Origin of the sequence: Streptomyces sp. NPDC060000, assembly GCF_042737375.1 — a bacterium.
Classification (GTDB): domain Bacteria; phylum Actinomycetota; class Actinomycetes; order Streptomycetales; family Streptomycetaceae; genus Streptomyces.
Window position 1 is genome coordinate 21048 of sequence record NZ_JBHWUU010000093.1, and the last position, 15694, is coordinate 36741.

General features: G+C 67.8%; 12 protein-coding genes and 2 pseudogenes. 8 read left to right on the plus strand and 6 right to left on the minus strand.

Translation table 11 applies throughout. From position 1 onward, the window contains the following. Positions 1-60 precede the first annotated feature (60 nt). Positions 61-588, minus strand: coding sequence for a SigE family RNA polymerase sigma factor (locus ACFWBB_RS36105; protein WP_385281418.1), 528 nt, complete (start codon positions 586-588; stop codon positions 61-63). 554 nt (positions 589-1142) lie between these two features. Here ACFWBB_RS36105 and ACFWBB_RS36110 point away from each other — a divergent pair. The 3 genes and pseudogenes from ACFWBB_RS36110 to ACFWBB_RS36120 form a co-directional block, all read left to right on the plus strand. Beyond that, positions 1143-1463, plus strand: coding sequence for a hypothetical protein (locus ACFWBB_RS36110; protein WP_385281452.1), 321 nt, complete (start codon positions 1143-1145; stop codon positions 1461-1463). A gap of 768 nt (positions 1464-2231) precedes the next feature. Beyond that, positions 2232-4118 (plus strand): ATP-binding cassette domain-containing protein, encoded by a 1887-nt coding sequence (locus tag ACFWBB_RS36115; protein ID WP_385281420.1) that lies wholly within the window; start codon positions 2232-2234, stop codon positions 4116-4118. A gap of 54 nt (positions 4119-4172) precedes the next feature. After that, positions 4173-4787 (plus strand): annotated as a pseudogene (locus tag ACFWBB_RS36120) (sensor histidine kinase); the annotation flags it as partial. A 29-nt stretch (positions 4788-4816) separates the two neighbouring features. Here the strand turns inward: ACFWBB_RS36120 and ACFWBB_RS36125 are convergent. After that, positions 4817-5608, minus strand: coding sequence for a hypothetical protein (locus tag ACFWBB_RS36125; protein WP_385281423.1), 792 nt, complete (start codon positions 5606-5608; stop codon positions 4817-4819). 390 nt (positions 5609-5998) lie between these two features. On the opposite strand from ACFWBB_RS36125, the gene ACFWBB_RS36130 reads away from it, so the two are divergent. From ACFWBB_RS36130 to ACFWBB_RS36145, 4 genes are all read left to right on the plus strand, one after another. Further along, the gene (locus ACFWBB_RS36130) at positions 5999-6124 is read left to right on the plus strand and encodes a hypothetical protein (RefSeq protein ID WP_385281426.1); all 126 of its coding nucleotides are present in this window, start codon (positions 5999-6001) and stop codon (positions 6122-6124) included. A 335-nt stretch (positions 6125-6459) separates the two neighbouring features. After that, positions 6460-6813, plus strand: coding sequence for a DUF805 domain-containing protein (locus ACFWBB_RS36135; RefSeq protein WP_385281429.1), 354 nt, complete (start codon positions 6460-6462; stop codon positions 6811-6813). A 747-nt stretch (positions 6814-7560) separates the two neighbouring features. Next, positions 7561-7791, plus strand: a complete 231-nt coding sequence (locus tag ACFWBB_RS36140) for a hypothetical protein (protein WP_385281432.1) — start codon at positions 7561-7563, stop codon at positions 7789-7791. Then, the gene (locus tag ACFWBB_RS36145; RefSeq protein WP_385281435.1) at positions 7781-8551 is read left to right on the plus strand and encodes a DUF2637 domain-containing protein; all 771 of its coding nucleotides are present in this window, start codon (positions 7781-7783) and stop codon (positions 8549-8551) included. The genes ACFWBB_RS36140 and ACFWBB_RS36145 overlap by 11 nt, the downstream gene beginning before the upstream one ends. 539 nt (positions 8552-9090) lie before the next feature. On the opposite strand, the gene ACFWBB_RS36150 is transcribed toward ACFWBB_RS36145, so the two are convergent. The 3 genes from ACFWBB_RS36150 to ACFWBB_RS36160 form a co-directional block, all read right to left on the minus strand. Then, the gene (locus tag ACFWBB_RS36150) at positions 9091-11082 is read right to left on the minus strand and encodes a DUF4157 domain-containing protein (protein WP_385281438.1); all 1992 of its coding nucleotides are present in this window, start codon (positions 11080-11082) and stop codon (positions 9091-9093) included. A 285-nt stretch (positions 11083-11367) separates the two neighbouring features. Beyond that, positions 11368-11928: an alpha/beta fold hydrolase gene (locus tag ACFWBB_RS36155; protein WP_385281440.1), complete on the minus strand. Its 561-nt coding sequence runs from the start codon at positions 11926-11928 to the stop codon at positions 11368-11370. 1365 nt (positions 11929-13293) lie between these two features. Beyond that, a complete protein-coding gene (locus ACFWBB_RS36160) occupies positions 13294-13722 on the minus strand; it encodes a VOC family protein (RefSeq protein ID WP_385281443.1) in 429 nt (142 codons plus the stop codon). 961 nt (positions 13723-14683) lie between these two features. Between ACFWBB_RS36160 and ACFWBB_RS36165 the strand changes: the two genes are divergently transcribed. Next, on the plus strand, positions 14684-15538 hold the full coding sequence (locus ACFWBB_RS36165; protein ID WP_385281446.1) for a family 16 glycosylhydrolase: 855 nt from the start codon (positions 14684-14686) through the stop codon (positions 15536-15538). Positions 15539-15600: 62 nt separating this feature from the next. On the opposite strand, the pseudogene ACFWBB_RS36170 reads toward ACFWBB_RS36165, so the two are convergent. Further along, positions 15601-15694: pseudogene (locus ACFWBB_RS36170) on the minus strand (MerR family transcriptional regulator); the annotation flags it as partial.

A 15694-nucleotide genomic window follows, 5' to 3' on the forward strand; every position in this document is an offset into this window, starting at 1 on the left:
AACGGGACGGGCTCTCGTCGGCCCGCCTGTTCGAAGCGGAGGAAGAACGAACGGCGGAGGTCAGGCCGGGGTGATCAACTCGGCCAGGCTGCCCCCGAGCCGTTCGCGGAGCTTCGCCAGCGCCCGGGTCGAGCGGGTGCGTACGGCCGCGGAGCTGACGTTCAGCATGTCCGCCGTCTCCTCCACACTGCGGTCCTCCCAGTACCGCAGCACCACCACCGCCCGGTCCTTGGGCGGCACCTCCCGCAGGGCCTGTAGCAGCGCGAGTCTCAGAGCCGGGTCGTCCGAAGCCCGGGAGACCGGGGCGTCCGGCAGGTTCGCCAGGGGACGCTCAGCGGCGGAGTACCTGCGCCGATGGGTCAGGAAGGTGCGGACGAGAACGGTCTGGGCGTACGCCGCAGGATTGTCGATCCGGGACATACGGCCCCACAGGGTGTACATCCGACTGAGCGTCTCCTGCACCAGGTCCTCGGCGAGGTGGGTGTCTCCGCTGGTGAGCAGGCACGCGGAGCGGTGCAGATGCCCCGCGCGTCCTGTGGCGAACTCCATGAACTCATCTGTCCGGGACCATGTCCGGGACCTTCTCATTCCCACCCCTCGGCGCCTTTCCGTTGGCCTACATCTCACAGACGCGGTGGACCGCTGAAAATGTTTCAGATGAGTTTGCCGAGATCCAGCGCGGTACGGTTGTCCGGACGTTCCGAGCGCCATCGGGATGGCACCGAACCTCACATCGTCCACGTCGAGGACGAGCGAGGCTCAGCGGACCCGACGTGCGTACCTGCGCCGTACCGTCGGTGGTCGCCGGGGGCGTAGCGGCTGCAGGTTCCGTGACCTGTTCGCCCCTTTCTCGCCGCCGGCGAACGAACCCGGCACTTCCACGGCTTCCACAAGGTCTCCGGGCCGGTTCCCTCCTGAGCACGAAGCATCCCCACCGCCGCGCGTCATCGTCCCTCCCGGCGGAACAGCCTGCCGCTCGTCGTGCTCAAGTCCCAGTTCGCGATCTTGTCGAGCGCCGCAGTCGACGGTACGTCTGGTACGTCTGGTGCCGCACATATATGGCGTTGTCGGCCCACGGGCGCCGCCATAGGGTCACCGGTATGTCTCTACGTCTTCGTATGCGTCAAGCACTGCCCGAAGCAATGCGCGCCCGTGACAAGGCCGCGGTGAGCGCCCTTCGCACAACACTTGCCGCGCTGGACAACGCTGAGGCGGTGCCCGTGGACGAAACTGAACTCCGGGATTCGGCCCTGGAGTATTCGCCGGTCGGGGTCGGCGTCACCGAAGCAGAGCGGTGTGAGCTGAGCGAGCGCAGTGTGGCGGATGTCGTGCGTGCCGAGGTCGCCGAACGACTGGATGCCGCGGCGCAGTTGACAGCACCCGCGCACGCTGACCGAGCCGCGCGGCTCCGTGCCGAGGCCGCCGTACTGCTTCGCTTCCTCGACAGTCCCGGCACCGCATAAGAAACGGCGCCGCATCGCCTATAGATGACGACACGGTCGACGAGGTCGGTGGTGGGGGCTGTTCGACGGCGTGAGGTCGGCGACGGTCGCGGGCTTGCCCACCGGAGCGGCGTTGCACGCTGCCTGGCAACAGGTACAGTCGCCGCGTCGACATCCGCGGTTGCGCAGAGCTCCCGAAGGTCGTGCGCGGGCCGCAGGCCGTAGCGCAGACCCTGCCCGTCGGCAGGCGATGTCTCGACCAGATCATAGCCTGAACCGCAGTCCGGAACAGGCGAGTTGAGCTCCCAGCCCCAGCCCCAGCCCCAGCCAACCTCGCCTACCGCTCGGACTGGTGTCGGGTGTCGAGCGCAAGGACACGGTGTGGGCGACCTGCCGCCGACCGGTCGAGCAGGCCGGCCACACACCCCGGTCCGCGCCCATGCAGCACCTGCCGCCGCACGCCCGCCAGGACGACCGATGCCGTCCGAGACGACGTCCACACCTGCGCTCTCGAGCACGAACGCCTTGGGTCCGGCGGAGGCGTTCCGATCCTCGAGACCCGAAGCCCCCTCCCTGAAAGCCCACCCGCCAAAACCGCGGGCACCCTCGGCGTTTTGGCCACCCCTGTTCAGCACCCGGCCCCTGGTGCGGCAAGGGTCGGTGCATCGCACAAGCTCCGCCGCGCGCTCTATCGCAGGGTTCTCAGTCCGTCCGAAACACAGGTGTTCGAAGTTCCGGCGGTGTCGTTGAGCCTCGTGACCCAGCCGCGACCGACAACGGGGAGCCACGATGACCTCATCCGATGCCCGCGAGCAACAGGACGTTGTGCCGCCACCACCACCGGCGGAGATCACCTACAGCAGGCAGTACTCCGTCAACCCCCTCGCCGAGGTCTCCTTTCGGCGGATGTGCGCCCAGATTCCGAAGGTCCTGCGCAGGATCGCCCAGCTGTCGTGGCGGACTGACCGGCGCGCGGTGCAACTCCTGCTCGGCTGCCAGGTGGTCATCGGCGCCTCGGCAGCCGTCCTGCTGACCGCGACGGCCCGCGCCATGGAACCACTCCTCTCGGAGAATGCCGTCGCCGACCGGCTGGGCGATGCCCTGCCCTCACTGACGGTGGTGGCTCTGGCCGCAGCGCTCGGCCGCGGAGCAGGCTCCGTGGCCGCCTACGCCGAGCGGCGGATCACTCCCCTGCTGACCACGGAGACGGACACCGCGCTGGTCGAAGCGGTGTGCCGGGTCGAAGCCGCGGCCTATGCCGAAGACGGCTTCTCGGACCGGCAGGAAGCCGCCGAGATGGGCGTGATCCGTACGCACGTGATGATCAGCGACGCCCAGCGGTTCATGTCCGCACTGATCCGTATGATCACCGCCGGCGGCGTACTGTCGGTGCTGAACGTGCTGATGCTGCCGCTGCTCCTGCTCGCCGTGCTCCCGGCCGGCATCGGTGCCGTCCTCACCGCCAGGGTGGACTACGACACCCACTACGCCAACGTGGCCGACCGCAACGTGCGCGGCATGATGCGCTGGTGGGCCACCACCTCGAAGTACGGCGACGAGGTCCGCGCCAACTCGATGACCGACTACCTGAGCTACTGGTACCGCGCACTGTCCGACCGCTGTGACCGCCGTACGCTGGCCGCCGCGCCGCGGACCCTTAGGATCTCACTCCTCTCCTCCTTGGCCGGCGGCTTCTTCCTCGTCGCCGCATGGGGAGCGCTGGCCTGGCTCGCCGTAACCGGCCGGATCGCACTCGCGGTCGCCGCCACCGCTGTCGTCGCCGTGCAGACGACGCTTGCCGCCCTGTCGCAGGTCGTCATCAACGGAGCCGCCGTCTTCCACACCAGCCTCTACCTCGGCGACATGCAGTCCTTCCTCGACGACGCCACGGCCCGCGCTCCCCAGCGCGGACCCCGCACCGTGACCGCCCCGATCGAGGGAATCGCGGTCGAGGAAGCCGTGTACCGGTATCCGGGCAAGGACAAGGCCGCCGTCGACGGCGTGTCCCTCGAGCTGCGGCGCGGCGAGATCCTCGCGATCGTCGGAGCGAACGGCTCCGGCAAGTCGACCCTGACCCGCCTGCTCACCGGCATCTACCTGCCGGACAAGGGCAAGGTCACCTGGAACGGCACGGACCTCGCCGAGGTCGACCCCGCCGCCGTGTGGGCGAACACCGGTCTCGTGCCGCAGATCTTCGCCCAGTGGCCCCTACGCGTCCGGGAGAACATCACCCTCGGCCAGCCCCGCACCCGCGACGACGGACCTGTCTGGGACGCCGTTGACGCCGTCGGGCTCCGCGAAGCCATCGAGGACCTTCCCACCGGCCTGGACACACTCCTCGCCCGTGACATCTTCGGCGGATCGGAATTCTCCGGCGGCCAGTGGCAGCGCGTCGCCGGCGCCAGGGCCCTGTACCGCAAGCCCAGCCTGCTGATCCTCGACGAGCCCACCTCGCAGATGGATCCCCGCGGTGAGCACGCCGTCTTCGAACAGATCAAGGCCATCGCCGCCGACCGCATCACCATCGTGGTCACCCACCGCCTGGAGAACACCAAGATCGCGGACCACATCATCGTGATGGAGCACGGTCGGATCACCGAGCAGGGAACCTACGAGGATCTGGTCCACGCCGGCGGCACCTTCGCCGAGCTCCTGGAACTGTCCCAAGACCGCTGACCTGCCCGTGCGGCCGCCATTCCGAAACGGCACCAGGAGGAGCCCCTGCCCGGACTACGGACACCCCTGAGCCGGATCATCGCCGAACTCGCGTGATGGCATACCCGCCCCCGCACCGACGACCAGACTCGCACCACCCACAAGGCAATCGCGGAAGCCGCCCAGTCCATGCGCATCTGCGACACCCTCCTGGACGACGCCCGGGGCGGCACACTCACCGCTCCGGGCACCGCCGAGGACCTGTCCACGCTGCAAGGCCTCGCGAAGTCCTTGATGTGAGAGGCCAGTTGACGGCCACCACCGACGACCCGAACCTGGAGGCGGAGTCCCATCCGCCCTCCTGGAACGCATCGTCAGCCCACTCCTCGTCAACGCCCGCCGCTACGCCCGCACCACGGTCGCTGTCCGGGCATACCGCACACCCGACGGCGTACGCGTCGACGTCATCGACGACGGGCCCCGGCGTACGTTCCCGTTCGCAACGAGGCTTTTCGAGCCCGGTCAACGTGCCGATCCCGGGGACGGGCACCCCGGGGCGGGCCTGGGCCGCCTCTGGCGCGACGCCTCGCCCGCTCCGTCGTCGTCGGCGGCGGCGGCGGCGGCGAGGTGACGTACGACTCCGGACACACACCCGGGGCACGGTTCGTGGTCAGCCTGCCTGCCGGGTAACTGCGGCCCCGCTCGGCGGTACCGGCATGTCACGGCGTGACATCGTGCCGGACGTCCTTGCGAGAAAAGGCGAGATAGCCCACGAAGCCAAGGATGGCCAGCGTCCAGGACAGCGTGACGGGACCCAGGCCCAGGTCGAGGCCACCCCGATCGTGGCCGACAGCCATCCAGTCGGCGACGGAGGCACCGAGCGGGCGGGTGATGACGTACGCGGCCCAGAACGCCGCCACCGCGTTCAGGCTGCCCCAGCGGTGAGCGACGGCCGGAACCGCGATCGCGGCGGCGTACAGAACGGCGGATCCCAGATAGCCGAGGCCGATCGTGGCGGTGAGGTCGCCCGCTGCGGTGCCCAGCGCGAAGGCGGCCAGTACGGCGGCCCAGTAGAAGGTCTCGCGGCGCCGGGTGTGGATGCTGTGGATGGACAGGGTGTCCTCGCTCCGGTACCAGAGGACGAAGACGGCAGCCAGTACGGCCATGAAGAACGGGGTCGAGAGCATGTACGGCACCCCGAGGCCCACGTGCAGCACGTCCGCGGCCATCGTGCCGAACACACTGACCATGACGATCGCCGTCCAGTAGATCCAGGCCACGTACCGACGGGCGGCGAACTGCACCGCCAGTGCGGCAACCAGAGCGACGCCGCCGAGACCGACAGCGGGGATCGGGCCGAGCAGGCGGGCCAGGAAGTCGGAGGCTGTCTCGCCCATGCCGGTCGTCAGCACCTTGATGATCCAGAAGTAGACGGTCACCTCCGGCACCTTGCTCGCCGTGTGACGGGTGTGGCCAGGAGGCCGGTTGTGAGTGAGGTGATCAGTCGACATGCCAGGCACGATGACATGGCGCCCGGCCACCACCCCAGACCCCTTTGCCAGAGTTTTGGCGCTTCTGGTACTCGAGTTGCCCGAGGCCCCTCGGGACCTGAACACAACCTGAACACGGCGGCCAAGGGACTGGTCCACGGCGGGCGACCGGTGGTCGAATACCCGGTGCACTCCTCGCACCAAATGCCCCCACCCACTCTCCGACCGTGTCTACGCGGCGAGGGGGACACGTCCCGGCGGATCCTGGCCTGGTTCGTGCCGCCCCTTGCGCCCATCACGTCGGCCCTTCACGCCGGCCCTTCACCCCTGGAGAACTGGTCATCTGGCGATACCCGTTCGACCACATCGCCGAAGACGTCCGGGAGCAAGCGAACAGGGCTCGGCGCGATCGTGATGAATGCCGGCGGCGGCAGCGCCCGCATCTTCCACAAGGCCACCACGGAGGCGGCCGACGAGATCCCCACCGAACTGGGCGCGCACGCACAGCAGTTCACCGCGCACGACCTCCGGAGGTAGAGCCCCGCTCGTCCGCGGTGGTCTGACATTCCGCGGCCTGCCGAAGACGCACCGGGTGGCGGGATCCACCCCGGGCCGACTGGTGGTGACCGGGGCCGGAACCGCGCGCGGAGGGCTGTGCGAGATCAAGGTCGCCCAGGGCACCGGCTGCAACTGGCCAACCCCGACGGAACGGGCGGTTCCTCAGCGGGTGCCGCCCGGACGCGTCCTGCCTGGTCACCGTAGGGCTGCGGCTGCATAACAGGATGCCTCGCGCATGACAAAGGCATGGATTCCCTCCACTTGGCCTGATCTGATGGTGACACGCACACGACATCCCTGGGGGGACAAGAGTTATGCACTGGTACGTAGACGTACTGAAGAAGTACGCGGTGTTCAGCGGACGCGCCCGTCGGCAGGAATACTGGATGTTCACCCTGATCAACGTCATCATCAGCATCGTGCTGGCGATCATCGACGCCGCGATCGGTTCGAGCATCCTGGGCATCGTTTACACCCTCGCCGTTCTGCTGCCCGCGCTGGGGGTCGCGGTCCGGCGTCTGCACGACACCGGCAGGTCCGGCGGGTGGATATTCATCGCCCTCATCCCACTGGTCGGCACGATCATCCTGATCGTGTTCCTCGCCAGCGAGGGCAAGCAGGAGCCCAACCAGTACGGTCCCAATCCCAAGCTGGCCCCGGCCTACTGAGCCCACGCAGCACCGGAGGCCCGTCGGAACGTTCCGACGGGCCTTTCCCATGCCCGTGCCATGCATCCTCCCGCACCCCAGTGGCCCGTGACCTGTCCAGAATCACGGAGAAGGCAACGGAGGGGGAACAGCCACTCCGCCCTGCATCGTTTCCTGCATGGCTTCCTGCCTGCTTCACGGAATTCAGGAATCCGCGTGTCCACCCATCCCGACCCTTTTGGTTCCGCCATCCCCCTGGCGTGTCGGCGGCCCCTTGAAGTCATCGTGAAGTAGTACCGCACCTGCTCGCCGCGGCGCGACCAGCCTCACGAAATCGAGCCCCACGGCCTCGCCTGCGCCACGAGTCGGCACGTCCGCATCCAGCATCCCGTATCCGGCATCCGGCATCCGGCATCCGGCATCCGGCTGATCATCGGCCTGCAGGCTGCCACCGACACGTATGCTGTCGTGTCCCGTCCAAGAGGTCCGCCAGGATTACTCATTCCCTTATACCGGTGACGAATCCTATTTACTTCCCAGGTAGACTCGAGAAGAATAACTGCTCGACTAATAAAGTGCGGAGTGAGATACGTAGGACATTGATCAATAAACGCTCTTCTCACGTTTTCACCCACGCCAGGGTCACTCATTTGCCGCGCATCTGGAGGAGCAGAGCGGCGTTAGCGGGATATGACGAAAGCAAGGCCACATGGCCTGCCTCGACGCAACACGAGGACGGATAATCTGCCTGCGATCCGTGATCTGACGGTGGGAAAATACACTTTCCCGCCCGGTGCGGCATACTCGGCCCTCGCGGTACAGAACACGCCGGTCGGGGACGACACGCGGGCCGGACACCAGGTCACCGAGCCACTGCTCCGCGAGTTCCTCGCGCTACTGGAGGCCATCCAGGAGGATCTCGACTCGCGGTGGAACGGCCAGGAAGACTCCAGCCGTCACGCGCAGCGCGCGGCGGGGACGTACTTCCATGAATCATGACTATGTGGATCCTTCCTTTGCGCGGCGTGAGTGGTACTCCGACGCGTACTCCTACGGTCCGGGCACCGGCTGGAACGGTGGGTCTGCCGACAGCGTGCACTCAGGGGTTCCGCTGAGTACACCCGACGCGGGCTGGGACCCGGTCGAGGAACTTGCCTATCTCATGCAGGAGGCTGTTCCGGCGGAGCAGACGGCCAGGGTGCCGCCACCTCGCAACGAGCCCCCAGCCGGAGTCGACTACATCGACCCGATGGAGAGCCTGGCGCAGATCACCGCTCAGTTGCCGCCCACCCGGCGCTCTTCTGCCGGGCACCGTAAGACCCAAGTCCGAAAACTCCGACTCAAGTGGTTGCAGACCGGCAGCTTCGTCATCGTGGCACTCGTTGCCGTCATCGTGGCCATGGTCAGCGTCTTCGGTGGCGTGGTGGCCTACAGGCCTCTGCAGAACATCACGTCCGGAACCGGGGGCGGCACGATCCCGTCGTGGCCTCTACTCGTGTACGGGCCCTGGATGGTGGCCTCTCTCTCCATCCTCCGAGCTGCCCTGCATCAGCGCCGAGCCGTGCATTCATGGTGCATCGTTCTGCTCTTCTCCTCTGTCGCGATGCTGCTGTGCGTAGCTCAGGCAGACAAGACGTTCATCGGTATCGCCGGAGCTTCCCTGCCCGCCCTCGCGTCCCTCGCATGCTTCCAGCAACTCGTCCGCCAAATCACACTGACCCTGCCACCACGGCAGGCCACGCGCCACCACCACCAGTAGCCGACGAGCGCAGCCGCAAGACGTACGGCTCACCCAGAACCGCGCGTACCTCGCAACCACGGGTCCGCTGATCCGAGGCGACGGTCCCGGTCACTGCAGGGTCCGCCGCCGGAGCGTACGGCGCTCGGCCATCGAGTGAGCCGCTACTCGACGCGGTCAGCGAGAACCTTGCCTGAGGATGCAGGATGCGGGCCGGTCCCTGCGCCGGCCAGACCCTTGAACATGACGGGCGGGCGGGCCCCCTGTCAGGCCCCCCTTGAACTCACGTACGGGGGACCGACCGAGGGCCGTACAGCCGTCCCGTCGGTGTCTGGTACCGCCTGGCCGCCCGGGCGTAGGCCCTCACCTCGCTTGACCAGCCGGCACGGGACAACGGCAGCGTCAGGTCCTGCGGGGCGCCGACCACCGCCCGGTGCCTTGTCCGGTCCGGCGCCGCGGCGGCCCGCCGCACGGACACCGGGCGGGCATGAAGCTCCGTTGTGTCGACACAACACGGCGGTCTCCCCAGCTCCGGTTGTCCGCTCTCTGTCCGGCGAGTGTCAGGCGCCGTCCGTGAAGGTGATGTCCGCCGCGGACAGGTCCACGGAGTCCGGGATCATCGCCTGGGGCCGCAGCAGATCCCGGAACAGGTAGTCCATCAGATCGGCACCGCTCATGGCCTTGAGCCTGTTCGCCAGCCGGGGGTTGGACTCCTCGAACCGCATGATCTCGACCACTGCCCGCTCGACCAGACCGGGGATGATGTCGGAGCCGGCGAGGATGTTCTTGTGGAGCAGTTCGGGCCGTTTGATGATCTTCTCCGGGCCATAGACCATCTGGTTGCCCTTGTCCGAGTACGCGCTCCGCCGTGCGAATGCGTGCGCCTGGCGCTGTTCGGCGTCCTGGATGTGGCCGAAGGCCGTGACCGAATCCATCATCTCGTCGTCCGAGGGCTGCCCCTGCTGGAACTCGCGGACGTTCGCCAGGCCTTCCGAGCCCGCGCCCGACTTCCCGTGCACCGTCTCCGCGGGCCGGTCCGGATGTGCCATGAGCTTGGGGTAGTCGCGCTGGATGAAGTCGCTGAGCATGATCCAGCCCTGGCTGAGCAGTCCGGACTCCTTGATGCCGAGCTCGATGCGGGCCTGCCCCGCGCCCTCGCCCTCCTTGCCGGCGCCGAAGCGCGACTTACGGCCCGACTTCCCCGCGTGCTCGATGTAGAAGAAGACGAACCCGTGGTTGGCCAGAACCAGTTCGTCCACGTTCATCGTGTTGTGCCGGTCGCTGGGGTTCTCCCGGTCGAGCGCCGTCTTCGACTTGAGGCTCTTGTCGGCCCCCATCATGGCCTCGGCCCGCGCCTTGGCGGTGTAGTGAGCGACCACGCTCGCGCGGAGCTGGTTCTCCAGCTTGCTCCGCACGTCACCCACCCACGCGTCCTCGCCGCGGCCACCGATCTCCTGCCCCAGGTCGTGCCGGTTCAGCTCGGACATCTCCCGGACGTAACTGAAGCCTTCCATGCCGAAGTTGACCGTGCCCTGGGCGAACTCCGCGTCCTTCCAGAGCGTGCCCTGGTCGGTCATGTCCTTGTACGGAAGCCCCGCTCCCGGCGGTAGTTGCGAGTCACGGGCGACCTGGGCTCCCAAGACGGCCATCTCGGTGCGGACGACCCGGATCACCTCGTTCAGGTAGGCGACGTCCGCATCCTTTGCGCCCTCCGTCCGGGTCATCGCGTCCATCAGGATCTCGTTCAGCTGCTCCATACACGTATGCGGGTCGCGGACGGTGGAACTGTCGTACGCCGCGACGGCCCGTGTCACGGGTGCCGTCACCGGGTTCTCCGGGGCGGGCTTCTTCGTGAAGTAGGAGGCGAGCGTGCGGGGCGTCGGTTCGGAGGAGGCGATCTGTCCCTTCAGCTCCTCGTGCCCCTTGCGCTGCACCGTGTGGCCGGCCGGTGCGGTCGAGCCGTCCGAGGCGCCCACGGCACGCTGGACCGGAGCCGCACCGCTCATCACCCGCCGGGCCGTCTCCTCCGCCTGCCGCTCGGCCCAGTCGGAGGGGTCGGACATGCGCAGGCCCGACCCGTCGTCGGAACCGGGGACGGGGCCCCTGCTCTGCTGACGGAAATGGTCCAGCTCGTGCGCCAGGGTGTGCTTGTCCTGTCCGTCCCAGACCACATGGCTGCCGGAGGTGTAGGCCTTCGCCCCGATCTCCGTGGCGGACCGCTGGGCCACCGCGTCGGTGTGCACCCGTACCGCGCTGAAGTCGTCGCCGCCGAACCGGCCTTCCATCTCGGAGCGCAGCGTGGGATCAAGCGGGCGACCCGGGGAGCGCAGAACCTGGTGCACCGCCGATCGCTGGACGGACGCCGGGCCGTGGCCGCAGTGCGCGTCGTGCTCGTGACGCTGCTCCTGGACGGCGCGGGACACCGCCGCGTTGCCCGCCGTACGCTGCAGCGCGAGCAGGGCGGCCGCCGGGGTGGCCGGCCTCGCCGTGAGCGGTCGTGGATGGTTCCCACGGTCGCCGCTCTTGTCGGTCGACTTCTCCTGCGCACGCACCAGCACTCTCCTCACAGGCGGGCCTACCAGCATCTACGGACCGGCGGCGGGGCGGCAAGGTACGCAAGGGCAGACCTGAGGGCAGAGGCAGTTGGACAGTCTCTCGTTCTCGGGACGGCGTTGAGTCGGCCGGACAGGGAGCTCCATGACCGGTAGGCGCATGTCTGCCTCTGCCTCTGCCTCTGCCCGTCGGGCCCCGAGGAGCCGAAGCCGTGGACGGTGACGATGTGCGGGTGGCTGCGTCCTCCGTTGCAGGGACAGCGTTCGGGAGCGCGGTCGAGGGATTCATGGTTTGTCGGGGCGGATCGCTTCGGCCACTTCGCTCAGATCGTTGTTCAGCTGGTGATCGCGCCCGGGCAGTCGGTGTACCTGCGCCTGCGGGATCACGCGGGCATATTGGTCGGCATGCGACGGTGGGGCGGTCTCGTCCTCGAGTCCGTGGAACACATGCACCCGCGCGCTTCGCGGCAGCCTTGCGCCGAGGTCGCCGGGCAGCTCGAACTCGTCGCCCGGCCAGCCGCCCCGGCCGATGAACGGGGCGGCGATCAGCACGATCGCCGCAAGCCTGCGCTCCGGCGGCTGCTCGGCGAGCGCATGGATGAGCATCGTCCCGCCCACCGAATGGCCAGCCACCACCGCGCCGTCCGCCAGGTTCGCCGTCTCACGCCGGATCGCCGGACTCCACCGGGCGTAACTCGGGTCGCCCTCCTCGGGCATACGCGGGTAGCGGACCACGTACGCGTCCCCGAGCGCTCGCCTCAGGCTGTCGACCAGCTTGTCGTCCCATTCGTCGTGCGCGCCCGCGCCGCCGCCCTGGATGAACAAGATCTGCTGAGTCCCTGTCATGACGATTCTCCTTCGCACCCTCGTAGCGACCCGGTGACACAATGCCCTCAACCTGAACGCATCTCGCTCCGAGGCGCGGATCCCCGGAGCCGGCGTTGGTCCGGCCGGCACGCCACACGGCGACATTCGCGACCGCCACGCTCGCGATGACCTCGACCTGCTTCCAGCTCAGACTCGGCGTTTCCGACGGCATGGGCCGTCCGCGTGCAGGTGAAGTGCAGTTGGGCAGCTTCACGGTAGTCAAGAGGCGACAGGAGAGAACGCCGACGCACTGAAAAGCCGCAGGTTGATCGTCACGGGCTCCCATTCCGCCGCCCGGCCGGTGGTGAGAGGAACTGGGGAAGTAGTGACCTGAGTCGGCGATTCTTCGCGGGTTCGGTATGAGTCGTCCTGGTGTCAGCGTGGAAGAGCCACCGGATGTTCTCGTCGCGCGTGATGAGGTCGGTCGCCAAGCGCCGCTTCTGTCCTGTGTGGTCGGTGCTCGGACGTATCGCACCTGGTCGATCGGGATGTCCTGACGGATCTCGCCCTGCTCAAGGAGTGTGGTCGAAATCTGGGTGCGGCAGGACGGCCGTGCCTGGCATCATGGCGCCCATGATCACGTGTCGAAAGGCCGATGCCGCGTAGACGGCCACGCGCGCTGCGCGCTGAACGACCGATCTCCCGCGTCTGGGGGCCGGCCCCGCCGTTCCGGATTCACGGACTCTCCCATGGGGCGAGCCTGGCTGTACACCGGGTCGAGTACCTGAGCGACAGCTTCTACCTTTACCCGGGTTCCACCGACCGGGCATTGAGGCGCTATGGCGAGTTCCTGCACCCACCGGGAAGACGTCCGCTGTACCCGCGGGAGGTCTTCTGCTCGTGCCCCGGCTGCTCCTTCGACGACGTCAGACACGCACGCGACGTGCTTGAGGAAGCCATGGAGAGACTGCCGGAACGGGCTCGCGCCGAGCTCGGCCGACTTGTGAAGCGTCTGGACGCGGTGTTCTTGCGCCGCACTCTGCCGGACCCGTTCGCGCACCGACGCCAGTGGCGCACCCAGTTCTGGTGGTACCGCCGGTTGGCCGACAGGTCGGAGTGGGGGTGACGGACCCGTGGTCGATCCGCACCGGGGTGGGTTGGTCGCCGCGCTGATCTCGCGCCATTTCAGGGGCGGTTGCCGGTGGCAAGGTCAGGCCGCGTGAACACCGCAGCGGTATCCGTCTCGCTCGTCAGCCCTCTCCACACCCCGACACCCCGATCAGATATCGCTCCCCCTCCCCGACAAGCGGCTCACCTCGCTGACCCAGGCGCGTCGACCCGGGTCAGGAAGGTGGGCGAGCTACTTGGCGAGGAGCGGCCGGCGGACCGTCGTCAGAAGGCCAGTCAGGGGCGGACGTAAGGCCGGGTCATGATCTCCATGTTGTGGCCGTCCGGGTCGTCGAAGTACGCGCCGCGACCGCCGAAAAGACGGTTGATCTGGCCGGGCTGGGTGTGGCTGGGGTCGGCGTAGTAGGTGACCCCGACCGCCTCCAGACGGGCGATCATGGCGTGGAACTGCGCGTCGGGCACGAGGAACGCGTAGTGCTGCGACTGGATCGGTTCGCCGGTCTTCTCGTAGTAGTCGAGCGTCACGCCGTTGCCGAGGTCGACGGGCAGAAACGGACCGAACTGAGCACCAACTTTCAGCCCCAGGATCGCCGCGATGAACTCGGCCGACAGGTGCCGGTCCCTGGCGTAGACGGCTGTGTGGTTCAGCTGGACGGCGGTCGCCGACAGCTCGGAGTCGTGCGGGTACTGCTGGTCGTATGACATCAGTGGTGTGTCCCCGAGTCTTTTGGATCCGCTGGAAGGGGCGCCGCAGGCGGGCGCCGGGAGCAAAGACGCGGAGAAGGGGGCGGGCCTCTTGCCCGCCTCGGGCTCACGCCGAGGCCGGGAACCTCACTCGTGCATGGCCCATGGCCGACCCGGCAGTCACCCGACCGACCCTAGCGGCCATCATGGGTTGGGGCAACGCCGTTCCCTGGCTGTGCCCCGGCGACGCCACCGAGGCCCGGCGGCAGGTGAGCCGCCGTTGCAACCCGTCGCTTCGGTCACGAGCGAAGCCAGATGAGGAGTGCGGCGGCGGTGGAGCCGAGGTGGACATATCCGCGACAGTCCGCCCCGGGACCAGCCAAGGGCTTCGCGTGCCTCACCGTGCCCTCAAGCAGGTCACGCAGGTTCACCGCCGCCGTGACACACAGCCGCTCATGGCGGCTTTCTCTGCCCTTGTGTGTGCCTGCCGGGACCTTGCTGCTGAGGCGGCAGCCACTGTAAAAAGAGTGGACTTCACCGTGACGGAGAATGCTCATGCGGGCCCACAAACAAAGCGGTCTGCCGAGACCAGCAGCCGGGAATAACTGCGGCGGACGAACGTACCGAAACCGGCTCCGCCTATGGCGCTGCAGCGCGCCGCGGGCAACGCAGCGGTGACGCGAATGGTCGACCAGGCCCGGGCTCGACAAGACGGTGAGGCCCTGCATGCTCGACAGGCAGCAGAGGCAGGCAACGGACACCGAGGTCAGCCCAGTGTCCAGCGTTTTCTCAAGCAGTCGGAGGTAGGGAAGGAGGATTTCCGCAGGCTCGCCACCGACGGCCGCGACAATCCTTCCCCGCTCAGGCAGACGACCTCCATGCCGCCACGGTCGGCAGCCCGCAGAGCGATTTCGAGAAGCCCACCGACTACGACGTGACCTTGCGGCGCGCCGCCGAGCATATGCCTTTCAGGAGCAGCACGATGAACCGACGTCCCCTCTTGGCACTCGTGCTGGCGCTGAACGGACTGTTGTGCGGGTGTGGATCCACTCAGGACACGCGCTCTTCTGCGGCCGGGGAAGAGCCCTTCTGGCGAGCGGAGTTCGACGGAGCGGCGGCCACCCGCCCGTCGGCGAAGTCCTGGAACACCGAAACCGGGAACAGGGATGCCGAGGGTTGGGGCAACAATGAACTGCAGTACTACACGGACGACGTGGCCAACTCCAGCCTCGACGGCGCGGGTCATCTCCTGATCTCGGCACGGCCGGCTCCCGCCGCATCCGAACTGCCCTGCTACACCCAGGAGTTCTGCACCTGGACGTCAGCCCGTCTGACCACCGAGGGAAAGGTCGCGCTCACCCACGGACGCGCGGAGATCCGCGCGAGGCTACCCATCGGCGCAGGACTGCTACCGGCCATCTGGATGCTGGGCAACAACGGAGCCGAATGGCCCGAACAGGGTGAGATCGACATCTGCGAGGTGGTCGGCACAGAACCGCGAACGGTCTACGGCACCGCGCACGGGCCGACCTACTTCAATGAAAACGGGATCGGCGGCTCCACCACCCTTCCGGCCGCCGCGTCGCAGGCGTTCCACACGTACGCCGTCGACAAGCAGCCGCGACGCATCACCTGGTCCGTCGACGGAAAGCCGTACTTCACCTTGACTCCGTCGAAGCTGCCCGCATCACGCGACTGGGTCTTCGAACAGGACATGCACCTACTGCTCAACGTCGCCGTCGGAGGCGACTGGCCCGGCCCTCCCGACGCCTCGACGCCGTCCCCCGCGACGATGACGGTCGACTACGTGCGCTTCTACGGCGAGGGCCACGCATGACGGCCCATAGCGCCACCGCGTCGGCCCGCTACCCGTGGGGCGGTAGCTGTCCGTCGGCGCAGTCAGACGCCGGCTGTGTGCGGGGTTGTGGTGCGGTGGTGTTCGGCGTTGAGGCGCTGGGCTTCTTCGAGTTGGTCTTCGAGGATGATGATGCGG